A 22,866-nucleotide genomic window follows, 5' to 3' on the forward strand; every position below is an offset into this window, starting at 1 on the left:
AATAATACGTGTTCGACTTTGATATGCTGGGCCTGGCCCCGGCCCTGAATGATGCGCTCCAACGCGCCAACTTTACGCAACCCACCCCGATCCAGAACCAGGCGATTCCGCTGGCCCTGCAAGGTCACGACATTCTTGGGCTGGCACAAACCGGTACCGGTAAGACCCTGGCATTCGGCCTGCCGCTGATCGACCACCTTCTGGCGCAACCGGGCAAACCCGCACCAAAAACGGTCAAAGCCCTGATCCTGGCCCCGACCCGTGAGCTGGTGAATCAGATCGCCGAAAGCCTGCGCAACCTGACGAAAAAGACCAAGTTGCGGGTTGCGACCGTCGTCGGCGGGCAATCCATCGGCAAGCAGATTTCGTTCCTGTCGCGCGGCACAGACATTCTGGTCGCCACGCCCGGTCGCCTGATCGATTTGATGGAGCGTGGAGCCGTTGATCTCAGCTCGGTACGCCATCTGGTTCTGGATGAGGCCGATCAGATGCTGGATATGGGCTTTATCCATGCCCTGCGCAAAATCGCGCCGGCATTGGGTACACCGCGCCAGACCATGCTGTTCTCGGCCACCATGCCGAAACAGATGGAGGAGCTCAGCCAATCCTACCTGACCAACCCGCAAAGGGTTCAGGTCTCGCCCCCAGGCAAAGCCGCCGACAAGATCACCCAATCCGTGCACTTTGTCAGCAGGCCGGAAAAGCCGAAGAAACTGCGCGAGATTCTGTCCGCGGACGCAGGTGCCCTGACGCTGGTTTTTGCGCGCACCAAACACGGTGCCGAGAAACTGATGAAAGACCTCGTGGCTGACGGATACAACGCGGCCTCGATCCACGGCAACAAAAGCCAGGGGCAGCGGGACCGTGCGATCAAGGCGTTCCGGGCCGGTGAAGTCGATGTGCTGGTTGCCACTGACGTCGCGGCACGCGGTATCGACATCCCGGGCGTGGCGTACGTGATCAACTATGACCTGCCCGAGGTGCCCGATAACTATGTCCACCGCATCGGCCGTACCGCACGGGCAGGACGCGAGGGCGAGGCTATCGCCTTCTGCGCGCCGGACGAACTGGACCAGCTGCGTCAGATTCAGAAGCTGATGAAGATCGAGATTCCGGTCGCCAGCGGCACGATGCCGGAAGCTGCGGAACCCAAGAAATCACGTGGTCGCGGCGGTTTCCGGGGACGCGGTTCAAAACCGCAAGCGGCGAATAACGGTGCAAGACCTGCTTCGTCCAAACGCCGCCGGCCACGCCGTCGTCCTGCTGCATAAGACAAAAAACATCGGGCCGCGTCTCACAACGCGGCCCGTTTTGTATCAATTGCCAGAGCCTTGTCGCTCGGCCTCAATCTCGCGCCACTTGGCCACGTTGCGATTGTGCTCCTGCAAGGTCTCCGCAAATGCGTGCCCGCCTGTGCCGTCCGCGACGAAGAACACAAAGCTGGTTTCGTCGGGCGCAACGGCGGCCTCAAGGCTTGCCAGCCCGGGATTGGCAATTGGCGTAGGCGGCAAACCATCAATCACATAGGTATTCCAGGGCGTTGCCCGGCGCAGCTCACTTCGGCGCAATCCGCGGCCCAGCACGCCCTGACCCTTTGTGACACCGTAAATCACCGTCGGGTCCGTCTGCAGCTTCATCCCCTGCTCCAACCGGTTGACGAAGACGCTGGCAACCTGACCGCGCTCATGCGGAACCCCGGTTTCCTTTTCGATGATCGAAGCCAGGATCAGCATCTCTTCGGGACTGCTGATTGGCAGATTGTCCTGCCGGCTTTCCCATACAGCATTGATCCGCAACTGTTGCTTGCTCTGCATATCCTGCAGAACAGCGTTCCGATCATCGCCGGGTGTCAGCTCATAACTGTCGGGTGCCAACATCCCTTCGGCAGGAAGGTCGGTCACGTCACCCGTCAGCGCATCGATACCTTTCAGCGCTTCAACCACCTGCCACGATGTCACGCCCTCGGCCACTGAGACGCGATAGCGCGTATCCGCATCCTGACGTTTTTCAGAATAGGCGGCGGGCACCTCTTCTTCAGCGGCCTCAAAGCTGGCGATCTCAACAAAGTCCAGTGTGGCCGGGTCCAGTTCGCGCACGCGTGTCTGAACGCGGGTGACGCCAATGCGGTATTCGATTTCAGACCCGCAAGTGCTGGCACCGCTGCTGGTAATCTCGTCAATGATCTGCTCCATCGACGCGCCTTCGCGCACCAAAAAGCTGCCGGCCTTCAACTGCTGCGCCTTGTCCGTGTAATCCGCCGCCATCCGGAAGATCATCGCGCTGCTGATGGCACCGTCATCTTCAAGCTGCTGGCTGACCCGTGTCATGTTCGAACCGCTTTTGACCTGCAGGCACATGGCGGATTCCAGCGGGCCTTGGGCCTTATACTGCGTCTGCCCCCACAGGATCAGACCGCCCATCAGAAACAGGCCGACCACCAGGATGGTCAGCGCGTTCGATGCTAAGGCCCGCCACATTTAACTGACCTTTCCGAAGATCACGCTGGCATTGGTGCCGCCGAACCCGAACGAGTTCGAAAGCGCCACATTGATCTCACGCTCACGCTTGGCGTTAGGCGCCAGATCAATCGGCGTTTCGACTGCCGGGTTGTCCAGATTGATGGTCGGCGGTGCAATTTGGTCCCGGATCGCCAGAATCGAGAAGATCGCCTCAATCGCGCCCGCGGCCCCCAACAGGTGTCCAGTGGCGGATTTGGTCGAGGTCATGGTTGCGGAGCCGGCATGTTCGCCCAGCAGACGCTCCACCGCGCCCAGCTCAATCGTGTCCGCCATGGTCGAGGTGCCATGCGCGTTGATATAGTCCAGATCCTTCGGCTCCAGCCCGGCGCTGCGCAGCGCGGCTTTCATCGAACGCTCCGCACCATCGCCATCCTCGCTCGGAGCGGTGATGTGATAGGCGTCACCCGACATGCCGTAGCCCAGAACCTCGGCGTAGATTTTCGCACCGCGTGCAACGGCGTGGTCGTAGTCTTCCAGCACAACGATGCCTGCGCCCTCGCCCATGACAAAGCCGTCGCGATCCACGTCATAGGGACGGCTGGCTTTCTTGGGATCGTCGGCATACTTGGTCGACAGCGCCTTGCATGCGTTAAAACCGGCTATACCGATCTCGCAGATGCAGCCTTCGCCGCCTCCGGCAATCATGACATCCGCGTCACCGGCCCGGATAATGCGGCTTGCATCGCCGATGGCGTGCGCACCGGTTGAACAGGCGGTCACAACCGAATGGTTCGGACCCTTGAACCCATGACGGATTGACACCTGACCAGAGGCCAGGTTGATCAGCGCACCGGGAATAAAGAAGGGCGACACACGGCGCGGGCCCTTGTCGCGGATCAGGTTGGCGGTATCTGCTATCGAACCCAGCCCCCCGATACCGGAGCCGATCAGAACACCAGTACGCAGGCGCGCCTCTTCGTCTTCGGGCATCCAGCCAGCATCCTGACAGGCCATGTCGGCCGCGGCGATGGAATACAGGATAAAGTCTTCGATCTTGCGCTGCTCTTTCGGCGGCATCCAGTCATCGGGATTGAACGTCCCGTCAGACCCGTCACCGCGCGGCACTTCGCAGGCATAGGTCGTCGTGACCCCGCTTGCCTCAGCATCGAACTGAGTGATCGGGCCAGCACCGGATTCTCCGTCCAGCAGCCGTGACCAGGTTTCCTCGACCCCACTGGCCAACGGAGTGACCAACCCCAGACCGGTTACAACGACTCTGCGCATGAAATGCCTCTTGCCTGCTTCCTGTTTGAGAAACGCTCATACCCCGGCCCGGGGTCCGGGGGCAAGAGCAAGGGCGCATTCCGCACCGGCATCCATCGGCGGCAATTCGCGTTTCACGAGCCGCGACAGAAATTTTGGATCACAGCCGATCTCAAAAAACCGCCCCCTCCCCACGACGGGAAGAGGCGGAAAATTATGCCTTTGTAACGTGTTACTGGAACTCGGCGACAGGCTCGTGCGCTGCGGCAGCTACCGCCAATGCGTCTGACAGGTCAATCGTCTTGCGGAACAAGGCCCGCCCGACCAGCGCGCCCGCGATATTCGGAACATATGCCAGACGAGAGATATCGTCCGCCGTACGCACCACACCGCTGGCGATAACCGGGGTGCGTGACTTTTCGGCCAGACCGGAAATCAGACCCAGTTGAGCGTCAACATCCTCGATGTCGCTGTCGATATCAGTCACCAGAATCGCCGCAAACGGGGTCCCTTCGAACGCTTCGATAAAGGCTTCGGGCGTAAAGGCGCTCTGGCTGCGCCAGCCTTCGGTCATGACATGGCCCTGCCAGACATCAACCGCCAGCACGATCTGATCCGGATACAGTTTGGCCAGTTCCTTGACCAGATTTGGATCCCAGGCTGCCAATGTTCCGATAACAATCCGGCCCGCGCCCTTGTCGATCCAGTATTCGACATGTTCACGGGTGCGCATACCGCCGGCAAGCTGGACGGGAATTTCGGCCGATCGAATGATCTCTTCAACCAGTTCCGCGTTTGTGTCGCGCCCTTCGATTGCATCAAAGTCGGTCAGGTGCATCCATTCAGCATTCGCCGCCGACCAGCTACGCGCCGTTTCAACGGGATTCACATGCCAGATCATGGCCTCGTCCAAACGGCCCTTGTCCAGCGTCACACACCGGCCGTTTTGCAGTTCCATAGTGGGGTAAATCCTCATGAGCCTGTTCCTCCGCTCAATCGCCTTGTTGATCCACCCTAACATACACACCGAGTCGGTTTCGGATTTACCAGTTTCGGCAAACTACGGACAATTTGCGGCATTGCAGCAGAGTTGATTTCTAGGCGCGGGCCGGCGGACCGTTGCGGCGCATCAGCTGGACCGGGGCGTCGTTGTACTCGCTTTCGCGCATCGTGACGTAGCCCAGCTTTTCCGCCAGCTTTTGCGAGGCCGAATTGGCAGAGTTCACCATTGCAACCAACGGGCCGGGCATTATTCGGTCGAACCACTCATGCGCTGCCTGCGCCGCTTCCAGACCCAGCCCCTGCCCCTGCGCTTCGGGCACAAGCACCCAGCCCGCTTCGGGGAAGCTGTCGAAGTCCTCGCCAATAGCGCGGTTGCCATAGAAAAAACCGGCCTGGCCGATCATCTGCCGATTCGACTGTTGGACCACCGCCCATTGCCCGAACCCGGCCATTTGCCAGTGACCCGCATTGCGCAGAAAGGAATCCCAGGCTTCACCCCGCGAACGCGGCTTGCCACCGATATGGCGCACGATACAGGGGTTGCGCCAGATCTCGGCGAACCGGTTGAAATCCTCGGGCCGCATCGCGCAGAGCGTCAAGCGTGCCGTGTTTATCATCGGGGTGGATCGTATCATGCCCTGCCCGCTCGGAATTTTTAGGCCTCGCGGGGAAGGTTGCGAACGAATTCTCCGCCTGGCAAGCGCGAAATCCGACCGGTCACAAAAAAACGGCGCCTCCGTTGCCCGGAAGCGCCGCTTTTAAACGATTTCGAAGCTCTTAGGAGGCTTCCGAGATAAATTTGACGGCGTCGCCAAAGGTCTGGATGGTTTCGGCTGCGTCATCAGGGATCTCGATGCCGAACTCTTCTTCGAAAGCCATAACCAGCTCAACGGTGTCCAGGCTGTCTGCGCCCAGATCGTCGATGAAGGAAGCGTTTTCCGCCACTTTGTCTTCTTCGACACCCAGGTGCTCAACAACGATCTTTTTAACGCGATCTGCGACGTCGCTCATGTCTATTCCTCATTTCATTTCAGGGCGTAGTGCCCGGTTCTGCCCTTGCCCGCTCAGGCTGGCTTCGATATGCCCGGTCTGGGCGGTTTGGGTCCCCGATTACCGGGAAAGTAGAAGGCCGACCGTTTGGCCGACCCCTGCATTCATGCGCCGCCTATAGCACAGACAACGCCCAAGGCAAACGCTTTCGCGCCCGCCTTGATCCGCGCTCACAACATGGCCATCCCGCCGTTCACATGCAAGGTGGTTCCGGTAACATATGCTGCTTCGGGGCTGGCGAGAAACAAAACTGCGGCCGCAATTTCCGACGGAGTCCCCATTCGCCCGGCCGGAACCTGCGCCAAAAGACCGGTTTTCTGGTCATCGGTCAGCTTTTCCGTCATGGCGGTCGTGATAAATCCGGGCGCAACCGCGTTGGCCGTGATCCCGCGGCTTGCGACTTCGTAGGCCAGCGACTTTGTCATGCCAACCATGCCCGCTTTCGATGCCGCATAGTTCGCCTGACCTGGATTGCCGATGGCCCCGACGACGGACGAGACGTTGACGATCCGGCCCCAGCGCACCTTCATCATGCCGCGCAGCACGCCTTTGCACAGTCTGGCGGTCGAGGTCATGTTGACGTCGATCACGCTCTGCCACTCATCGTCCGACATGCGCATGAACAGGTTGTCGCGCGTGATGCCCGCATTGTTGACCAGGATATCGACGGATCCCATCGCATCAGCCGCCTGTTTCGGAAGCGCCGCAACAGCCTCGGCGTCGCTCAGGTTGCATGGCAGCACATGGGCACGCTCGCCCAATTCGTCCGCAAGCGCCTGCAACGGCTCGACCCGCGTCCCCGACAGCGCGACAGTTGCTCCGGCCCCGTGCAGCACACGGGCGATCTCGCCGCCGATCCCACCCGATGCTCCGGTGATCAACGCATTCTTACCTGTCAAATCAAACATTCGGCTTCCCTCTTGGTACGTCACTTCAAACGCACGTTTCTTCTACGATTCGGACTGAATTGCATTCTGCACGTCATCCGGCGTGCCAACGGCTTTGCCGGCAATCGCACGGTCGATTTTTCGGATCATACCAGTCAGAGCTTTCCCGGCGCCGATCTCCCATGTCTCTGTCACGCCCTGGGCGGCCATGTACTGCACGCTTTCCCGCCAGCGAACCGAACCGGTGACCTGCTCGACCAGCAATTGGCGGATCAGGTCAGGGTCCTCGACAGCCTCGGCGCGCACATTGGCCACCAACGGAACCGCAGGTGCCTTGATTTCCACCGAAGCCAGCGCTTCGGCCATCGCGTCAGCGGCAGGCTGCATCAGCGCACAATGGAATGGCGCGCTGACCGGCAGCATCACCGCGCGCTTCGCACCTTTTTCCTTGGCAATTTCGGCGGCCCGCTCAACAGCGGCCTTCGCGCCCGAAACGACAACCTGCGTCGGGTCATTGTCATTGGCGGCCTGACACACCTCGCCCTGGGCGGCCTCGTCTGCAACCGCCCGCACCGCATCAAGGTCCAGCCCCAGGATGGCGGCCATCGCGCCTTCGCCAACCGGAACCGCGCTCTGCATCGCCTGCCCGCGTGTCCGCAGCAGGCGCGCGGTGTCCGCAACCGACAACGCCCCGGCCGCCGCCAGTGCGGAATATTCACCCAAGGAATGCCCGGCGACAAATGCTGCGTCCGTCACTGAAACACCCTCAGCCTCCAGCGCGCGCATCGCAGCCATCGAGGTCGCCATCAGTGCCGGTTGTGCGTTCTGCGTCAGCGTGAGGTCCGCAATATCACCTTCCCAGATCAGGGCGCTCAGCTTTTGACCCAGCGCCTCGTCGACCTCGTCGAAGACGGCCTGAGCGGCCGGGTTAGCCTCGGCCAGGGCTTTGCCCATTCCGATGGTTTGGGCACCCTGCCCCGGAAAAACAAATGCGCGTGTCATTGCGACCTCTTGAGTGACGTTAGGTTGCGGCGGGGTGTAAACCGTGTGGACACGCGGCACAAGCATTGCCTGATCTCTGCACGCAGGCACCGTGGCTGTGCGCATCAGGCTATTGAGTCCTGTATCCATGCCTATAGGTTGATCCCAACCATCCCGTCCCGGAGCGTTCAATGTCCACGACCAACACATTCTCCAGCTACGGCAGCGTGGCCAAGGCTTTTCACTGGCTGACGGCCCTGTTGATCTTCACGGCGTTGCCGCTGGGCTGGATTGCCAACGATCTGGCCCATTCGATCTATGATCCATCCGTTCCGACGACCGAAGATGACATCGCGCGGGCCGCGCGCCTGTTTTCCATGCACAAGACCGTGGGCGTCACGATCTTTTTCGTCGCGCTGGCACGCATCCTCTGGGCAATCACGCAGGCCAAACCGGGACTGCTCAACGCCGAAAACAAACCCGAAGCATTCGCTGCCGAAACTGTTCACTGGATGCTTTATGGCGCGCTTGTGCTGGTGCCGCTGACCGGCTGGACCCACCACGCCGCGGCAGAAGGCTTTGCCCCGATCTTGTGGCCGTTTGGTCAAAACCTGCCTTTTGTTCCGAAATCCCCGTACCTGGCCGAGGTAACCGCTGGGCTGCACTGGATGTTCATCTGGGTTCTGGTCGGGTCTCTGGCGCTGCATATCGCTGGCGCGCTGAAGCACCACGTTGTGGACAGGGACAGCACGCTGCGCCGGATGTTGCCCGGCCGGTTGGACGCCCCTGAACCACCGGCACAGCACCATTCACCCGTTCCGGCGGTCGCGGCGCTGGCCGTGTGGGGCGCGGTTCTGGCCGGGGGCTGGTTCATTGGCGTCTTTGCCGATCATTCCGCAGCCCGCACGGAAACGGCGGAGCTGACCGAAGTACAGTCGGATTGGCAGGTGCAGGACGGTTCGCTCTCGATCACCATAACACAGCTGGGCAACCCCGTGACCGGCAGCTTCGCCGACTGGACCGCCGCCATCGCCTTTGAGGACCCGTCCGAGCCGGGCCTTGCCGGATCGGTGGATGTGACCATCGCGATCACCTCCTTGAGCCTGGGAACCGTCACCGATCAGGCTCTGGGAAAGGATTTTTTCGACGGCACGCAGTTCCCGACCGCGCAGTTCAAAGCCGACCTTTACAAAACAGACACCGGCTACGAAGCGCGCGGTCCCCTGACCATCCGGGACAAATCGCTGGATGTCGTGCTGCCTTTCACGCTCGACCTGCAGGACAACACTGCCACCATGTCTGGCGAGTTGGAACTGAACCGTCTGGATTTCGACGTCGGAACGTCGCAACCCACCGAAGAGTCGCTGGGATTTGGCGTGACCGTCTCGGCAAGCCTGACCGCGCAGCGCGGGGAATGATAAAGCCGCCGGGGATATCCCCGGCGGCCTAACTTCAGCCCAGTAACACTAGCTTAGTCAGCTTTCTGAGCCTCAACCGAAATCTGAACCTCGACCTCATCGCCGACGAACGGCGCGAACTGGCCTAGATCGAAATCGCTGCGGACCAGGGTGGTTGTCGCGTCAAAACCGGCCCACGGCTTGTTCGCCATCGGGTGATCGCCAACCTGGTTCAGCTTGGCGTCCAGAACAACGGATTTTGTAACGCCGTTCATGGTCAGGTCGCCGGTGATGTTGGCTGTGTTTTCACCGGTCACTTCGATGCCGGTCGAGGTAAAGGTGATCAGGTCGCCCTCGGTCACGCCGAAAAAGTCTTCGGTCATGAAATGGTCTTCGCGCGGCTTCCACCCGGTGATCATCTCAACAACCGGCATCGAAACGTTTACGCTGGATGCAGCCGGGTCTTCCTGATCAAACATGATCTCGCCTTCAAAGCCCGAGAACATGCCGTGGGTGGTGGAAAAACCCAGGTGGTTATAGCTGAACACGACCTGGCTGTGGCTGGGGTCCAGAAGGTATTTTTCTGCACTGGCAAATGCCGATGTCGCAGATACGGCCAAAGCAGCAGCAAGAAGGGTGAATTTCATGACAAACTCCGCAATTTTGTGGATGCAAACCAATTGGGTTGCTCGGTAACAAAAATGTGCCGCCCAAGGGCGGCACACAAGCTTTATTCTCTCACAACTTCTGTTCCTATATGAACAGAATAAAAATCACGCGAAGATTGTTACACTTCCGCTGAGCTGCCCTTTGAGCGCTCGGCTGACATCCGCCGACTGCAGCGGCAGCTTCATCAGCAGGCTGCCATCGACGTCGAACAGTTCGACCTGATCATCGGCGAAACGCGCACCGCCCAGGGTGTCGTAGCTGCGGCGGAGAACCGTTTGAGGACGCCCGTTTTCGTTCTTTTGCAGAACCCGAACCTCGCGACGGATCGGATCGAAATAGGCGTCGGGACGGGCATCCAGAAGCTGGATGGTCAGCAGGCTGACGCCGACCATCAGAAACATCAGGGACGCGGCCAGCTTGATTGGCCAAACCTCGGCGGCCATTGCCGACCCCGGCACCAGCCACATCGAAAACGCCATGATGACCAGAAAGGCGCCGACAACCCGGGCCAGAACCATCCGCACTTTCCAGTTCGGCGCAAACGCGATCAGAACTGGTACGGATTTCTCATAGTTCGCGCTGTTTGCGGACTGTTCGAATGTATTCGTGTTAATCGCGCTCATTACTCTCACCCTGTCGTTCAGGTTGCCGTTCTGGGTTCGGTTAGTCCCCGGTATGCAAAACAACTTTGAGCCGAAAAGCGTCAGGAATTGGGCGGCGCAATGGAAATAGCACGACTTCACAATGGCATGTGTGGCGGCCCTTGCCCTTGGCGCGCAAACGTGTATACGGGGCCATCCTTCGCAAGACACATGAATCGCGCAGCCTCTCGTGGCAGGGTCGCGAAGGACCAAATGGCCCCGCCTATGAAATGCGCCTTGATAGAAACAGGAGTTCACATGCCACTGTATGAGCATGTAATGATCGCGCGTCAGGACCTGTCCAACGCGCAGGCAGAAAGCCTCGTCGAACATTTCGGCACCGTTCTGGCTGACAACGGCGGCAACGTCGTCGAAAGCGAGTACTGGGGTGTCAAGACGATGGCCTACAAGATCAACAAGAACCGCAAGGGCCACTATTCCTTTCTGAAGACCGACGCCCCCGCCGGCGCCGTTCAGGAAATGGAACGCCTGATGCGCCTGCATGAAGACGTCATGCGCGTTCTGACCATCAAGGTCGACGAGCATGCCGAGGGCCCCTCGGTCCAGATGCAGAAGCGCGACGAGCGCGAAGGCCGCCGCGAGCGCCGCTGATCAACGCCTGACGAAAGGACATAAACCATGGCCGCAAAACCATTTTTCCGCCGCCGCAAGGTCTGCCCGTTCTCGGGTGAGAACGCGCCGAAAATCGACTACAAAGACACCCGTCTGCTGCAACGCTACATCTCTGAGCGTGGCAAGATCGTACCTTCGCGTATCACCGCCGTTTCGGCGAAAAAGCAGCGTGAACTGGCCCGTGCTATCAAACGCGCGCGCTTCCTCGCCCTGCTGCCCTACGCCGTGAAGTAAGGAGAGACTGACATGCAAGTTATCCTTCTGGAACGCGTTGCGAAACTGGGTCAAATGGGCGACGTCGTTGACGTCAAGCCCGGCTACGCCCGCAACTATCTGCTGCCCCAAGGCAAGGCGCTGAGCGCGTCCGAGTCGAACATCGCGTCGTTCGAAGCCCAGAAAGCGCAGCTTGAGGCCCGCAACCTGGAAACCAAGAAAGAAGCTGAAGCACTGGCTGAAAAGCTGGACGGTCAGCAGTTCATCGTGATTCGCTCGGCATCGGACGCCGGCGCTCTGTACGGCTCGGTCACCCCGCGTGACGCCGCAGACGCAGCCACCGAAGCAGGCTTCACCGTCGACAAGAAACAGATCGCCCTGATCGCACCGATCAAGGAACTGGGTCTGCACGCGCTGGCAGTCAGACTGCACCCCGAGGTCGAAGTCGAGATCAAGATGAATGTCGCCCGTTCGGAAGAAGAAGCCGAACTGCAGGCGTCTGGCAAGACGATCCAGGAACTGGCCGCGGAAGAAGAAGAAGCCGCTGAATTCGAAATCGCCGAACTGTTCGACGATATCGGTTCCGCCGCTTCCGAAGACGAAGAGCTGGTTGTTGAAGAAGCCCCGGCTGAAGAAGACGAAGCCAAAGCCTGAACCGGCTGAAGCAAGTATCGAAGAAGGCCGTGCGGTTCGCGCGGCCTTTTTTTGTGCTCACGCGTAGCGGGCAGAATTCAGCCGGGATCCCTTCCTGAGCTTGCGGCCAGATTATCGTCGCATATCATCGCGCCCAGAAATTCGGAGTTCACAGATGACAAATCTCTTGCGCCGCAGCGTTTTGGCCATGTTGCTTATTGCCCCCTTTGCCGCATGCGGCGGACCGGACACACCAACCAAAACCGCCATTGATCCCCCCCTTTATCCCAACGAAACGCCTGAATTGCGCGCATCGATAAACAAATGGGCGGACCACTACGAACTGCCCCGCGAGCTTGTGCACAAGCTCGCCATCCGTGAAAGCACGCACCGCCCCTGGGCAGTCAACCGCCCCTATTACGGGCTGTTGCAAATCCTGCCCGCTACCGCCCGGTCGATGGGTTACAGCGGTGATGCGAATGGTCTGCTGGATGCGGACACCAACCTGGAATTTGCCGGAAAATACCTGCGCGGCGCCTGGTTATTGTCTGACGGAGACCAGCAGCGTGCCATCTTTTTATACGCAAAAGGGTACTATCCCGAAGCCAAGGCGCGCGGTATGCTGGTCGAAACCGGACTTGTTCCGGCGCAATGACGGGAACATCCCCTAGTTGAGCATACTTAATAGGCGTTCTGACTAAACAGTGGCAAAAATGCCGTAGTTTTTCGCACCCCGTTTTGAATTGCGCAGACATTATGTGCATCGTCTTGTCATGTTTGAAAAACTATGATGTTCTGTTGGGCAAAAGGTAAACTGGGTTCCACTCTGACTAAAAAAGCCGGCTTGACCACACCATCAAGTCGCAAGATGGGCCGCAGCCAGTAGGCGCCATATGAAGATTGTAGATCTGAGCACCCTACCAGAGTCAGAAGCTCGGTATACCGAGTTTTTGAAGCAGGTCTGCGAACAGCATGAAATGGATCATGCCGCTTACGCGGGAATGAACCCGGCCGCAGGAACGGTCACCGGGCATGTAACCTATGGTGACGACTGGAAAGAGCATTACCAGAGCCAGGGCCTGATCATGATCGACCCCACTATCAACACGGCGCGACGCAGTATTGCGCCGGTGGATTGGAGTCGGTTGGAACACAACAAGGAATTTCAGCAGGTGTTCCGGGATGCCCGTGATTTTGGCCTTTCCGATCAAGGTATTACGATCCCGGTACGTGGGCCGTACGGGGATATCGGCCTACTCAGTGCGACCCGGGACTGCAGCAAGGACGAGTGGCGCAAGCTGATCCCGAATGTAATCAGCGATCTGCAAGCGATGGCGGTCCACATTCATGACAATGTGGTGACGGCGGATGTTCAGACCAGCGCGCTGTACCACCCCACCCTGTCCACCCGCGAAGCCGAGATCCTGCAATGGGTCGCAGCGGGGAAATCACAGCAGGATATCGGCGACATCCTGTCGATCTCGCATCGCACGGTCGAGGTTCACCTGCGATCGAGTCGCGAAAAACTGGCTGCCCTGACAACGCCTCAGGCCGTCGGACGGGCGATCGCGATTGGCCTAATTACCCCAGGTTAATCAAAAAAATCGCATAATTCTGCCAAAATACGGGAATCCCCCAATAGTAAATCCACCTCGAGGCGGTAACGTCTAGTTTACCGAACAACCACTCGAAGGGGGAAGAAATGATCATCGTAGTTGATGGACTGAACAGGCATCTGTTCAGCGAAGTTCTTGATGAAATGTTCGAGTTGAGAGCGCGCGTGTTTGGCGGTCGCCTAGGATGGGACGTCAATATCGAAGATGGCAAAGAGATTGACGATTTCGACCATCTGGATCCGGCATATGTGATCGGCCTCGACGACGGGGGGAATGTCGTCGCAGCCGTGCGTGCCCTTCAGACCACCGGACCACATATGCTGGCTGACGTCTTCTCTGCAATTCTTTGCGGCGAAGCGCCCCTGCGCAGCGCAACCATGTGGGAATCCACGCGGTTCTGTGTCGACACGCAACGTCTGACCCGCGGGAAAGAGAAAAACTCGGTATCCTATGCCACGTGCGAACTGATGATCGGATCGCTGGAATATGCCCGCAACTCGGGCATCCAGGACATCATCACCGTGATTGACCCGGTCATGGATCGCGTTCTGAAACGGTCGAACTGTGCCCCATACGACTATGTCGGAAAAACGGTTCCGATGGGTAAAGTCCCGGCACTGGCCGCTTTGCTCGACTGTACCGAAGAACGTATCGCCGGTCTGCGCGAATTCGCGGGCATCCATGACGATGTGTTCATCGAAGAAGAAAAAGTCCTGGAGATGTTTGCGGCTAAGAAAGCTGCGAAACAGGGCGTGGCGAACCGTGACCACAAACCGCTCACCGATCTCGAAAAGTACTTTGTCGAGCAGATGAGCGCCGCACGCAACGAAGACGAACGCAGTGACGTGCTGAAATTGATCGAGGCGCTTTCCGACGCCTTCACTCCAGAGCAGAAGAACGCTCTGCTAGGTACCCCCCGTGCTTTTGCTCATGAGGCCTGACCCCCTCACCTCATAGTACAAAGCCACCCACGCGGAGCCGTCTTCTTAAAGACGGCTCCGTTTTTTTTGCCCACCGGGTGATGTGGGCGGAAGAGGATTACTCCTCTTCCAGTGCCTCAACGGCTTTCTGCAGGTCGTCCTTGCTGACTTCCTTGTCCGCGACCTGAGCCAGTTCGACGATGTAGTCGATGACCTTGTCTTCGAAGATCGGCGCACGCAGCTGCTGCTGCATCTGAGCGTTCTGCTGCACGAACTCAAAGAACTGACGTTCCTGACCCGGGTACTGGCGCGCCTGGTTCATGATCGCCTGAGTCATCTCGGCATCGGAGACTTCGACCTCGGCCTTCTGACCCAGCTCTGCCAGCAGCAGGCCCAGACGCACGCGGCGCTCGGCCAGCTTGTTGTGCTCGTCAGTGGGTTCGACCTCACCGTGGTCATGACCTTCAACCTCGGGGTTCTCCTCATGCCACAGCGAATGCGCGATTTGCTTGGCTTCTGCTTCGACCAGCGACGGCGGCAGGTCAAACGAGACCTTCTTGTCCAGCGCGTCCAGCAAAGCCCGCTTCATCACAGCGCGCGAGGCGCCGCTGTACTCGGCCTCCAGACGCTCGGCGATCTGGGTCTTCAGCCCGGCCAGGTCTTCTGCGCCGAATTTCGTGGCAAGCTCGTCGTTGACTTCGGCGGCAACAGGTTCCTTCACCTCTTTCACGGTGCAGGTGAAAACGGCGTCCTTACCGGCCAGATGCTCGGCACCGTATTCTTCCGGGAAGGTGACGTTGACGTCTTTTTCTTCTTCGGCTTTCGCGCCGACCAGCTGTTCTTCGAAGCCGGGAATGAAGCTGTTGGAACCCAGAACCAGCGGATAATCTTCGGCCGAACCGCCTTCGAATTCCTCACCGTCAACCTTACCGACGAAGTCGATCACAACCTGATCGCCGTCCTTGGCTTTGGAACCTTTGCGGCGCGCTTTGAAGTCCTGCGCAGTCTCGGCCAGGTTGTTCAGCGCTTCTTCGATGGCCGCGTCGTCCGCCTTGACAACCAGCTTTTCCAGTTCGACCGATTTCAGGTCAACTTCGGGGATCGCAGGCAGTGCTTCGTAGGACATCTCGACATGGACGTCGTCGCCTTCTTTCCAGTCGTCGTTGGTCATCTTGACCTCGGGCTGCAGAGCCGGACGGTCGCCACTGTCCTCAAAGTGCTGGTTCATCGCGCCATCGATGCTTTCCTGCATTGCTTCACCCAGCAGGCGCTGGCCAAACTGCTTTTTCAGCAGCGCCATCGGCACCTTGCCTTTGCGGAAACCCTTCATCTCGATTTCTGGCTGCGCTTCGACCAGTTTCTCGTTCACTTTGTCGTCCAGCTCAGCTGCGGATACGACGATGTTATAGCCGCGTTTCAGACCTTCGTTCAGCGTCTCGGTAACCTGCATTATGGTAGTCCCCATAGGATTCGGGGCGCGCAAAAAGGGCGCGCCAGGCAAATTTGACGCCTTCTATTTGCCCTGCCGTCCGCGTGCAAGGGGGCAAAGCCGGGATCGGTCTTGTTTTGCCGCCGAATTGGACAAAAAAAGCGCCCCGGACAAGGCCGGGACGCCGTTTGCCTTGCGACCGCGCCGGATCAGAATTTCCAGCGCGCGCCCAGTACCCAGGCCTCGTTTTCGTCGAAATCAACCGTATCGTCGAAATCATGGTTGCGATATTTCAGGTAGGCATCGGTGTTGATGCTGTCGATCCGCTGGACGACCGCGATGCCCCAGGACTTGGTGCTGGAACCGTCGTTTTCGAAATCCGATCCATCGAAATAGTCGATGCCCACGCCGGTTTTGCCCCACGAAACCCAGTCATCCTCATAGGCGACCTTCGCGTACCAGTAGTCGGGGTCGGTCGCCCCAGTTGCGGTGTCGTCGCGCGACCCCAGCGCTGTGGTAAAGCTGAACCCGCTGGGCAACAGAACGGATGCGGACCCGATAGTATCCTTTCTTTCCCCCGACTGACCGTCGAAGTCGCGCACGGCGTAAGCGACACTTGCAGCAAATTCCACACCACCGGCAAAGGTGTTTTTGTAGAACACGCCAATGTCGTAATAGGTATCGTCATCGCTGCTGGACAGGATGTTCTTGCCATAGGCCAGCCCGGCCGAGAACCCGTTGAAATCCGGTGTATCATAACGGATGCGCCCCCGGCGGGAGCCATCAAAGTTGCTGCTGCTGTCTCCGACGGTGATGGTGCTCAGAACACCATCGGTCCCCCGGTAAAAGAAGCTCGAGTTTTCGTCATTGGTAAATGAATACAGCGCGGTTCCCACATAGGACAGGTCGGTTTCAGCCGCACCATCGGACACCATGCTTCCCTGTCCGGCCGAGAATTTGCCATAGTCCCCCTTCAGCGCAAAGTCGACATGGCGGATATCCGTACGCGTCCACCCGCTGAAATCCGTGCCCAGCTGGTTCCATTCGGTCGAATTCGGCAGGCCCAGCGCCGTTTCAAAACGGAAGGTGAACTCGTTGGTGCCAAAGGGCTGCAACAGACGCAGCCCCACCCGGCTGTTCGACAGATCGTTGTCCAGCACCCGTGTATCCGTATCCTGCCCGTCATCGACCGAGATCAGCGCCGGGTGCAACTGGCCATAAAGCAACACGTAGCCGCCGCTGTTGTTTTCGTATTTCAGTTCGGCCACAGCAGGGATTGCTGTCGTCGCGGCGAAAGCCGCGGCCAACGAACAAAGTTTTAGTTTCTGGGTCATTTCACTCACCATGAAAAATTCCGGTTTCTGATACTGCCCTTTTGCGCACCGGGCACTGAGATTTCCGTGGCAATCGCCAATCGTTTCAGGGACAAAATCCAAGCAATCAGGTCACGAAAATCCGGTTTTATTTCCTATTCTTATCAATTTGTTATCCGCGAGTCCCTCGCAGCCGGAGGCATACTCCAAACAAAGTCTGACGCTCGGCCTCGCGTCTGGCAAACACTCGCTTTGGCTGGCTGGTGGCGCCATAGGCCATTTGTCGCCGACATGACAGATCGTCGGCCAAATCCCGCTCAACCAATCAAATATTCAGTTCTTTAAGAACCTTAGGCAATTGCTCGGGCAAGTCCTCGGCGATCAGGCCCGGCCCGAATGAACGCGCGCATTCCACGTGCAGCCACGCCGCCGTTTCCGCCGCCTGCATTGGTTCGAACCCGCGGGCCAGCAAGCCGGTGATGAACCCGGCCAGCACATCGCCCGATCCTGCGGTTGCCAGCCACGGAGCGGCGCGTTCGTAGAAAGCCGCGTTGATCGAACATCGCCCATCCGGGGCAGCGATTACCGTATCCGGCCCTTTGAACAACACGACACACCCTGCCCTTTTTGCAGCCTCTCGAGTGGCATCCACCTTGGAAAAAGCCGGGCCTTTGGTTGGTATTGCTGCCAGCTTCTCGGCAATATCCGGGAACAGCCGCGAAAACTCTCCGCCATGGGGCGTCAGAACACAGTTTTCGTGGAGTTGAGAGAACAACGCGGCCGGATCATCCGCAAACGCCGTCAGCGCGTCGGCGTCCAGAACCGTTGCACGTCGGGCCGTAAGGGCAGCCGGCACGAGCTCCCGCGCGCGATCTATGCCCAATCCCGGACCAAGACAAAGAGCGTTCAGCCGCTCATCCTTCAGCACGTCTGTCAAGCCATCCGCGCCCTCAACCCGCTGCAACATGATCGCGGTCACCTGCGCCGCGACCTCCATCTGAGCGGCCGGAGGCACCGCCATTGTCACCAACCCTGCCCCTATGCGCAAAGCCCCCCGCGCCGCCAGCCGCGCGGCCCCGGTTTTCGTGGTACCGCCGGAGAGGATGAGGGCATGGCCGTGGTTGAACTTGTGATGCTGTTTGTATTTGGGCAAGAGATAGAGTGGCAACCCACCCCATGTTCGCTCATCTTTCACGCGACCCGGTGTCTCGGCAAGGGTCAGGAATGCAGGGCGGCTTCCCCTGCGAGAAGCCGTTGGGCCACATGTGAAGGCACTGTCATACGGTTCACCGTTAAAGCGGCAACGCTGCATGGAAATACCGATGTCCTTCACAACAAGCTTGCCACACAAATCCGGCCCTTGTGCCAGAAAATGCCCGGGCTTTGGGCTGTCGAAACACACGGTCAACCACGCAAAACGTTCATGCAAAGCTCGTGCGCCGCCCGCACGGACAACCTTGTTCCGCATCTCGGCAGGAACACTTTCCAGCAACTCGGGAGGCCATAAATTCAATGGCTCTTGATGCAGCACCCGCCCGCTGTCCAAACACAAGCCGGATGGCGCGTCAATGCTGACCATACGGTCGGCGTAATGGTCCCCGTTCACACCAGAAAGATGCCGAACGACTTTAAACAGCTCACCATCCAAACCACGTTTTAGTCCCGTCCCGAACAGAGCGTCAACGTAAAGGTCGGCAGAACCACCCTTGCGCAAGTCCTGTTCCGTCAGCGGTAAAACCTCCCCCAAACCCAGCCACCAATCGTAATTCACCCGCGCATCCGGCGGTAGCTTTTCCGGATCGCCGTACAGAAAAACTTCGACCTTCCAATCCTGGCCGCGCAACAGACGCGCCACAACAAACCCATCGCCGCCATTGTTCCCCGGCCCGCACAGAACCACAGCCCGGCCAGGCGATTTTGCCAGTTCCGGCCATTCTTCAAAAATCGCTTCGACAACCCCGCGCCCGGCGCGTTCCATCAGTTCCAGCCCGGTCACTTGACCGGAGTCGATGGCCGCCAATTCGATGGCCCGCATTTGCGCAGCTGTCAGCAATTCCGTCATCTCAAATCCCCCGGCGATTCATTTTCGATTACTTTTTAGGCAAGTTGACCAAAATTTCACCTACCGCCTGCTTTCTAAGCGCCCGGACGGGGGCAATTCCGCAATCACATTGCCGACCGATCTTAGACGTGGTCACTGCCATCCTGACAAGAGGTATAGGGAGCCCGGGATGAAGAAGATCGAAGCGATCATCAAACCGTTCAAACTGGACGAAGTGAAAGAGGCGCTGCAGGACGTGGGCGTTCAGGGCCTCAGCGTGATCGAGGTCAAGGGATTTGGCCGTCAGAAAGGTCACACCGAACTGTATCGCGGCGCGGAATACGTGGTCGACTTTCTGCCCAAGGTAAAGGTCGAGGTCGTTCTGGACGACGATCAGGTCGATGCTGCCATCGACGCCATCGTTGCAGCCGCAAAGACCGACAAGATCGGTGACGGCAAGATCTTTGTGTCGCCCGTCGAACAAGCCATTCGCATCCGGACCGGCGAGACCGGCTCGGAAGCACTGTAATCGAACAATCTCAAATCAGAGGAATAGAGAGTATGAGCAAGGACGCAGTTCTTCAGCTGATCCGGGATGAAGACGCCGAATACGTCGACATCCGCTTTACCGACCCGCGCGGCAAGCTTCAGCATGTGACCATCATGTCCGATCAGGTTGATGAGGACTTCCTGGAAGAGGGCTTCATGTTCGACGGTTCGTCCATCGCCGGCTGGAAGTCGATCGAAGCATCGGACATGAAACTGATGCCCGACACCGACAGCGCCTATGTCGATCCGTTCTACGCGGAAAAGACCATCTGCCTGCACTGCTCGGTCGTGGAACCCGACACCGGTGAAGCCTATGAGCGTGACCCGCGCGGCACTGCCCAGAAAGCCGAAGCATACCTGAAATCCTCGGGTATTGGTGACGTTGCCTATATGGGTCCCGAGGCTGAATTCTTCCTGTTCGACGACGTCCGTTTTTCGAACAGCATCAACAAGGTATCCTACGAAGTTGATGCAACCGACGCGTCGTGGAACACCGACACCGAATACGAGATGGGCAACATGGGCCACCGTCCCGGCGTCAAGGGCGGCTACTTCCCGGTCAACCCCGTTGATGAAGCGCAGGACCTGCGTTCGGAAATGCTGTCGACCATGAAGCGTCTGGGCATGAAAGTGGACAAGCACCACCACGAGGTTGCCTCGTGTCAGCATGAGCTGGGCCTGATCTTCGACAGCCTGACCAAACAGGCCGACGAGCTGCAGAAATACAAATACGTCATCCACAATGTCGCCCACGCCTATGGCAAATCGGCCACTTTCATGCCGAAGCCCATCGCGGGCGACAACGGCACCGGCATGCACGTGAACATGTCGATCTGGAAAGACGGCAAGCCGCTGTTCGCGGGCGACAAATATGCCGATCTGTCGGATGAGGCGCTGTGGTTCATCGGTGGTGTTCTGAAGCATGCCAAGACCCTTAACGCTTTCACCAACCCGTCGACCAACAGCTACAAGCGCCTGATCCCGGGCTTCGAGGCCCCCGTTCTGCGCGCCTATTCGGCCCGCAACCGTTCGGGTTGTGTCCGTATTCCGTGGACCGAAAGCCCGAAAGCCAAGCGCGTCGAGGCCCGTTTCCCCGATCCGGCCGCTAACCCCTACCTGGCCTTTGCCGCCCTGCTGATGGCCGGCCTGGACGGCATCAAGAACAAGATCGATCCGGGCGAAGCCATGGACAAGAACCTCTACGACCTGCCCGCCGAGGAACTGGCCGGTATCGAGACCGTTTGCGGCTCGCTGCGTGAGGCTCTGGAAGCTCTGGCGGCCGATCACGACTTCCTGTTGCAGGGCGACGTGTTCACCAAAGACCAGATCGACGGCTATATCGCGTTGAAGATGGAAGAGGTCGAAACCTACGAGCACACGCCGCACCCGGTTGAATACGGCATGTATTACAGCTGCTGATCCGGCACAGGGTTACATCAGCAAGGGCGTCCGGTCGGGCGCCCTTGTTTCATCTGGCACGATCTTTCACACTTGGACCACACGGTTAGGAGAGATCGCATGTCGTCTGACACACAATTCTCGCAGTTCTCAAACTTCGTGACATCGGCTGAGGATTTGGAACGCATAACCGGAGCGCCCCTGCCCCAGATCATCGCCAAGGAACTGACGGCCCTGGATCAGATGTGCCGCGACTTTATCGACAAGTCTACGTTCTGCCTGATCGCTTCGGCCAATCCGACCGGGTATCTTGATATCTCGCCACGCGGCGATCCTGAGGGGTTCGTTCAGGTAATCTCGGACAGGTTGATCGCCATTCCAGACAGACCCGGCAACAAGCGTGTGGATACGTTTCACAACGTTTTGCAGGACCCGCGCGTCAGTGTGATCTTCTTTGTTCCCGGCAAGATGGAAACGCTGCGTATCCGCGGAACGGCCCGCATTTGCGCCGATCCCGACTTGTTGCAGGGTATGGCGGTCAACGACCATCCGCCCAAACTGGCCCTTTTGATCCATGTCGACACGGCATTTGCCCATTGCCCGAAATGCGTCATCCGAGCCAATCTGTGGCAGCCGGAAAACTGGCCAGATTCCTCTGATCTGCCAAACATGAACGCGATGATGGTGAAACACGCAAAGATCAACAAAACCCCCGACGAATGGTTTGAAAGCCTGAAAGGCACCGGAGAACTGGACCTGTACTAAACCCCTTTTCGGAATTCCGATGGCAGCGTAGCCTGAGGGATAATTGCTTTTCATATTGGATTACACTCATGCTCCGTTTTGTCCTGGCCCTTTCTCTTGCTCTGCCGACCTTCGCAGCTGCGGCACCCTGCGGCAACACCAGCGCAGGGTTCAAGGCCTGGAAACAGGATTTTGCCAAACAGGCCCGCCGCGCAGGGGTAAAAAAGAAAGGGTTGCAGGCGCTGGCGCAGACTCAATACGCAACGCGCACGATTGCCGCGGACCGCAATCAGAAGAGTTTCAAATATTCTCTGGACAAATTCATGCAGGTGCGTGGCGCCGATACGATTGTTGCGCAGGGGCGCAAGCGCAAGGCCCGCAACCCGCAGTTCTACGCCGCGCTGGAGCGCCAGTATGGCGTGCCCGCCGGTGTCCTGATTGCCATTCACGGAATGGAAACCGGGTTTGGCAATTTCATGGGTGACAGCCAGGTTGTTTCCGCAATCACAACACTGGCCTACGATTGTCGCCGGTCCGAGTTCTTTATCCCCCATGCGATCGGGGCACTGAAACTGGTTGATCAAGGCAGCATTACGACAGCCACAAAAGGGGCGAAACATGGCGAACTTGGGCACACGCAATTCCTGCCTGGAAACGCCATCACCTACGGGGTCGATGCCACCGGCGACGGCAGGGTGGATTTCTACAACATGACGGACTCTCTGGCCTCAACTGCCAATTTTCTACGCAAAAAGGGGTGGAAACCGGGGCGGGGTTATCAGCCGGGGCAGCCGAATTTCGCCGTGATTCAACAGTGGAACGCCGCCTCGGTCTATCAGCAATCCATCGCCATAATGGCGGCCCGAATCGACGGTTGAGACCGGCGCGGAACCTATTCTGACCCACCCAAATCCGGCCACATTGTTGCCACAGACATTAATCAGCCCTCAAAATGCCTTGGTTTCCATAGCGTAATCAATCCCGTGGATTTTTGTTTTTTTTCCATTTTTGCCAAAATCTGCCCCATA

24 protein-coding genes are annotated in these 22,866 nt (G+C 58.6%); 12 read left to right on the plus strand and 12 right to left on the minus strand.

Annotated features, from left to right (window positions below; translation table 11 throughout):
* Positions 1 to 8 precede the first annotated feature (8 nt).
* Entirely contained in the window at positions 9 to 1,271 is a 1,263-nt protein-coding gene (locus tag ACR0D8_RS08350) for a DEAD/DEAH box helicase (protein ID WP_480645707.1), read from the plus strand.
* A 45-nt stretch (positions 1,272 to 1,316) separates the two neighbouring features.
* On the opposite strand, the gene mltG is transcribed toward ACR0D8_RS08350, so the two are convergent.
* The 7 genes from mltG to fabD form a co-directional block, all read right to left on the minus strand.
* Positions 1,317 to 2,477 (minus strand): endolytic transglycosylase MltG, encoded by a 1,161-nt coding sequence (mltG, locus tag ACR0D8_RS08355; RefSeq protein ID WP_480645708.1) that lies wholly within the window; start codon positions 2,475 to 2,477, stop codon positions 1,317 to 1,319.
* Positions 2,478 to 3,743: a beta-ketoacyl-ACP synthase II gene (gene fabF, locus ACR0D8_RS08360; protein WP_480645709.1), complete on the minus strand. Its 1,266-nt coding sequence runs from the start codon at positions 3,741 to 3,743 to the stop codon at positions 2,478 to 2,480.
* Positions 3,744 to 3,954: 211 nt separating this feature from the next.
* The gene (locus tag ACR0D8_RS08365; protein ID WP_475161763.1) at positions 3,955 to 4,698 is read right to left on the minus strand and encodes a 1-(5-phosphoribosyl)-5-[(5-phosphoribosylamino)methylideneamino]imidazole-4-carboxamide isomerase; all 744 of its coding nucleotides are present in this window, start codon (positions 4,696 to 4,698) and stop codon (positions 3,955 to 3,957) included.
* Positions 4,699 to 4,819: 121 nt separating this feature from the next.
* Positions 4,820 to 5,359, minus strand: coding sequence for a GNAT family N-acetyltransferase (locus ACR0D8_RS08370; RefSeq protein ID WP_480645710.1), 540 nt, complete (start codon positions 5,357 to 5,359; stop codon positions 4,820 to 4,822).
* Between the two features lie 142 nt (positions 5,360 to 5,501).
* Positions 5,502 to 5,735, minus strand: a complete 234-nt coding sequence (locus ACR0D8_RS08375; protein WP_008756330.1) for an acyl carrier protein — start codon at positions 5,733 to 5,735, stop codon at positions 5,502 to 5,504.
* A gap of 209 nt (positions 5,736 to 5,944) precedes the next feature.
* Complete coding sequence (fabG, locus tag ACR0D8_RS08380) at positions 5,945 to 6,682, minus strand: 3-oxoacyl-[acyl-carrier-protein] reductase (RefSeq protein WP_480645711.1); 738 nt, start codon at positions 6,680 to 6,682, stop codon at positions 5,945 to 5,947.
* A 42-nt stretch (positions 6,683 to 6,724) separates the two neighbouring features.
* Positions 6,725 to 7,663: an ACP S-malonyltransferase gene (gene fabD / locus ACR0D8_RS08385; RefSeq protein ID WP_480645712.1), complete on the minus strand. Its 939-nt coding sequence runs from the start codon at positions 7,661 to 7,663 to the stop codon at positions 6,725 to 6,727.
* A 170-nt stretch (positions 7,664 to 7,833) separates the two neighbouring features.
* Here fabD and ACR0D8_RS08390 point away from each other — a divergent pair, with 170 nt between their 5' ends.
* A complete protein-coding gene (locus ACR0D8_RS08390; protein ID WP_480645713.1) occupies positions 7,834 to 9,060 on the plus strand; it encodes a cytochrome b/b6 domain-containing protein in 1,227 nt (408 codons plus the stop codon).
* 53 nt (positions 9,061 to 9,113) lie between these two features.
* Here ACR0D8_RS08390 and ACR0D8_RS08395 read toward each other — a convergent pair whose 3' ends face one another.
* Both ACR0D8_RS08395 and ACR0D8_RS08400 read right to left on the minus strand, forming a co-directional pair.
* Entirely contained in the window at positions 9,114 to 9,686 is a 573-nt protein-coding gene (locus ACR0D8_RS08395) for a YceI family protein (protein ID WP_480645714.1), read from the minus strand.
* 126 nt (positions 9,687 to 9,812) lie between these two features.
* Entirely contained in the window at positions 9,813 to 10,331 is a 519-nt protein-coding gene (locus tag ACR0D8_RS08400; protein ID WP_480645715.1) for a hypothetical protein, read from the minus strand.
* Positions 10,332 to 10,607: 276 nt separating this feature from the next.
* Here ACR0D8_RS08400 and rpsF point away from each other — a divergent pair, with 276 nt between their 5' ends.
* The 6 genes from rpsF to ACR0D8_RS08430 all read left to right on the plus strand — a co-directional run bounded on the left by rpsF (position 10,608) and on the right by ACR0D8_RS08430 (position 14,385).
* On the plus strand, positions 10,608 to 10,961 hold the full coding sequence (rpsF, locus tag ACR0D8_RS08405; protein ID WP_170399869.1) for a 30S ribosomal protein S6: 354 nt from the start codon (positions 10,608 to 10,610) through the stop codon (positions 10,959 to 10,961).
* A gap of 27 nt (positions 10,962 to 10,988) precedes the next feature.
* On the plus strand, positions 10,989 to 11,216 hold the full coding sequence (gene rpsR / locus ACR0D8_RS08410; RefSeq protein WP_005608650.1) for a 30S ribosomal protein S18: 228 nt from the start codon (positions 10,989 to 10,991) through the stop codon (positions 11,214 to 11,216).
* Between the two features lie 12 nt (positions 11,217 to 11,228).
* On the plus strand, positions 11,229 to 11,849 hold the full coding sequence (gene rplI, locus ACR0D8_RS08415) for a 50S ribosomal protein L9 (RefSeq protein WP_480645716.1): 621 nt from the start codon (positions 11,229 to 11,231) through the stop codon (positions 11,847 to 11,849).
* Between the two features lie 154 nt (positions 11,850 to 12,003).
* Complete coding sequence (locus tag ACR0D8_RS08420; protein WP_480645717.1) at positions 12,004 to 12,483, plus strand: transglycosylase SLT domain-containing protein; 480 nt, start codon at positions 12,004 to 12,006, stop codon at positions 12,481 to 12,483.
* A 238-nt stretch (positions 12,484 to 12,721) separates the two neighbouring features.
* On the plus strand, positions 12,722 to 13,423 hold the full coding sequence (locus ACR0D8_RS08425; RefSeq protein WP_480645718.1) for an autoinducer binding domain-containing protein: 702 nt from the start codon (positions 12,722 to 12,724) through the stop codon (positions 13,421 to 13,423).
* A gap of 107 nt (positions 13,424 to 13,530) precedes the next feature.
* Positions 13,531 to 14,385: an acyl-homoserine-lactone synthase gene (locus ACR0D8_RS08430; protein ID WP_480645719.1), complete on the plus strand. Its 855-nt coding sequence runs from the start codon at positions 13,531 to 13,533 to the stop codon at positions 14,383 to 14,385.
* 97 nt (positions 14,386 to 14,482) lie between these two features.
* On the opposite strand, the gene tig is transcribed toward ACR0D8_RS08430, so the two are convergent.
* The 3 genes from tig to ACR0D8_RS08445 all read right to left on the minus strand — a co-directional run bounded on the left by tig (position 14,483) and on the right by ACR0D8_RS08445 (position 19,168).
* On the minus strand, positions 14,483 to 15,814 hold the full coding sequence (gene tig, locus ACR0D8_RS08435; protein ID WP_480645720.1) for a trigger factor: 1,332 nt from the start codon (positions 15,812 to 15,814) through the stop codon (positions 14,483 to 14,485).
* 188 nt (positions 15,815 to 16,002) lie between these two features.
* Entirely contained in the window at positions 16,003 to 17,127 is a 1,125-nt protein-coding gene (locus tag ACR0D8_RS08440) for a porin (RefSeq protein WP_475161792.1), read from the minus strand.
* 304 nt (positions 17,128 to 17,431) lie between these two features.
* On the minus strand, positions 17,432 to 19,168 hold the full coding sequence (locus ACR0D8_RS08445; RefSeq protein WP_480645721.1) for an NAD(P)H-hydrate dehydratase: 1,737 nt from the start codon (positions 19,166 to 19,168) through the stop codon (positions 17,432 to 17,434).
* A gap of 169 nt (positions 19,169 to 19,337) precedes the next feature.
* Between ACR0D8_RS08445 and ACR0D8_RS08450 the strand changes: the two genes are divergently transcribed.
* From ACR0D8_RS08450 to ACR0D8_RS08465, 4 genes are all read left to right on the plus strand, one after another.
* A complete protein-coding gene (locus tag ACR0D8_RS08450) occupies positions 19,338 to 19,676 on the plus strand; it encodes a P-II family nitrogen regulator (RefSeq protein WP_475161798.1) in 339 nt (112 codons plus the stop codon).
* Between the two features lie 32 nt (positions 19,677 to 19,708).
* Positions 19,709 to 21,115: a type I glutamate--ammonia ligase gene (gene glnA, locus ACR0D8_RS08455; RefSeq protein ID WP_475161801.1), complete on the plus strand. Its 1,407-nt coding sequence runs from the start codon at positions 19,709 to 19,711 to the stop codon at positions 21,113 to 21,115.
* A gap of 99 nt (positions 21,116 to 21,214) precedes the next feature.
* Complete coding sequence (locus tag ACR0D8_RS08460; RefSeq protein WP_480645722.1) at positions 21,215 to 21,859, plus strand: MSMEG_1061 family FMN-dependent PPOX-type flavoprotein; 645 nt, start codon at positions 21,215 to 21,217, stop codon at positions 21,857 to 21,859.
* 68 nt (positions 21,860 to 21,927) lie between these two features.
* Positions 21,928 to 22,716 (plus strand): lytic murein transglycosylase, encoded by a 789-nt coding sequence (locus ACR0D8_RS08465; protein ID WP_480645723.1) that lies wholly within the window; start codon positions 21,928 to 21,930, stop codon positions 22,714 to 22,716.
* The last annotated feature ends 150 nt before the right edge of the window (positions 22,717 to 22,866 follow it).

It is taken from the genome of Ruegeria sp. BG10 (assembly GCF_056538575.1).

What these genes read in the sequence shown, in the direction of transcription:
- ACR0D8_RS08390 (WP_480645713.1), top strand. Translation starts at nt 7,834, where the DNA reads ATGTCCACGACCAACACATTCTCCAGCTACGGCAGCGTGGCCAAGGCT.
- ACR0D8_RS08430 (WP_480645719.1), top strand. Translation starts at nt 13,531, where the DNA reads ATGATCATCGTAGTTGATGGACTGAACAGGCATCTGTTCAGCGAAGTT.
- ACR0D8_RS08465 (WP_480645723.1), top strand. Translation starts at nt 21,928, where the DNA reads ATGCTCCGTTTTGTCCTGGCCCTTTCTCTTGCTCTGCCGACCTTCGCA.
- ACR0D8_RS08420 (WP_480645717.1), top strand. Translation starts at nt 12,004, where the DNA reads ATGACAAATCTCTTGCGCCGCAGCGTTTTGGCCATGTTGCTTATTGCC.
- rpsR (WP_005608650.1), top strand. Translation starts at nt 10,989, where the DNA reads ATGGCCGCAAAACCATTTTTCCGCCGCCGCAAGGTCTGCCCGTTCTCG.
- ACR0D8_RS08440 (WP_475161792.1), bottom strand. Translation starts at nt 17,127, where the DNA reads ATGACCCAGAAACTAAAACTTTGTTCGTTGGCCGCGGCTTTCGCCGCG.
- ACR0D8_RS08400 (WP_480645715.1), bottom strand. Translation starts at nt 10,331, where the DNA reads ATGAGCGCGATTAACACGAATACATTCGAACAGTCCGCAAACAGCGCG.
- ACR0D8_RS08450 (WP_475161798.1), top strand. Translation starts at nt 19,338, where the DNA reads ATGAAGAAGATCGAAGCGATCATCAAACCGTTCAAACTGGACGAAGTG.
- fabD (WP_480645712.1), bottom strand. Translation starts at nt 7,663, where the DNA reads ATGACACGCGCATTTGTTTTTCCGGGGCAGGGTGCCCAAACCATCGGA.
- ACR0D8_RS08375 (WP_008756330.1), bottom strand. Translation starts at nt 5,735, where the DNA reads ATGAGCGACGTCGCAGATCGCGTTAAAAAGATCGTTGTTGAGCACCTG.
- ACR0D8_RS08395 (WP_480645714.1), bottom strand. Translation starts at nt 9,686, where the DNA reads ATGAAATTCACCCTTCTTGCTGCTGCTTTGGCCGTATCTGCGACATCG.
- ACR0D8_RS08445 (WP_480645721.1), bottom strand. Translation starts at nt 19,168, where the DNA reads ATGACGGAATTGCTGACAGCTGCGCAAATGCGGGCCATCGAATTGGCG.
- ACR0D8_RS08365 (WP_475161763.1), bottom strand. Translation starts at nt 4,698, where the DNA reads ATGAGGATTTACCCCACTATGGAACTGCAAAACGGCCGGTGTGTGACG.
- tig (WP_480645720.1), bottom strand. Translation starts at nt 15,814, where the DNA reads ATGCAGGTTACCGAGACGCTGAACGAAGGTCTGAAACGCGGCTATAAC.
- ACR0D8_RS08370 (WP_480645710.1), bottom strand. Translation starts at nt 5,359, where the DNA reads ATGATACGATCCACCCCGATGATAAACACGGCACGCTTGACGCTCTGC.
- fabG (WP_480645711.1), bottom strand. Translation starts at nt 6,682, where the DNA reads ATGTTTGATTTGACAGGTAAGAATGCGTTGATCACCGGAGCATCGGGT.
- mltG (WP_480645708.1), bottom strand. Translation starts at nt 2,477, where the DNA reads ATGTGGCGGGCCTTAGCATCGAACGCGCTGACCATCCTGGTGGTCGGC.
- fabF (WP_480645709.1), bottom strand. Translation starts at nt 3,743, where the DNA reads ATGCGCAGAGTCGTTGTAACCGGTCTGGGGTTGGTCACTCCGTTGGCC.
- ACR0D8_RS08425 (WP_480645718.1), top strand. Translation starts at nt 12,722, where the DNA reads ATGAAGATTGTAGATCTGAGCACCCTACCAGAGTCAGAAGCTCGGTAT.
- rplI (WP_480645716.1), top strand. Translation starts at nt 11,229, where the DNA reads ATGCAAGTTATCCTTCTGGAACGCGTTGCGAAACTGGGTCAAATGGGC.
- glnA (WP_475161801.1), top strand. Translation starts at nt 19,709, where the DNA reads ATGAGCAAGGACGCAGTTCTTCAGCTGATCCGGGATGAAGACGCCGAA.
- ACR0D8_RS08460 (WP_480645722.1), top strand. Translation starts at nt 21,215, where the DNA reads ATGTCGTCTGACACACAATTCTCGCAGTTCTCAAACTTCGTGACATCG.
- rpsF (WP_170399869.1), top strand. Translation starts at nt 10,608, where the DNA reads ATGCCACTGTATGAGCATGTAATGATCGCGCGTCAGGACCTGTCCAAC.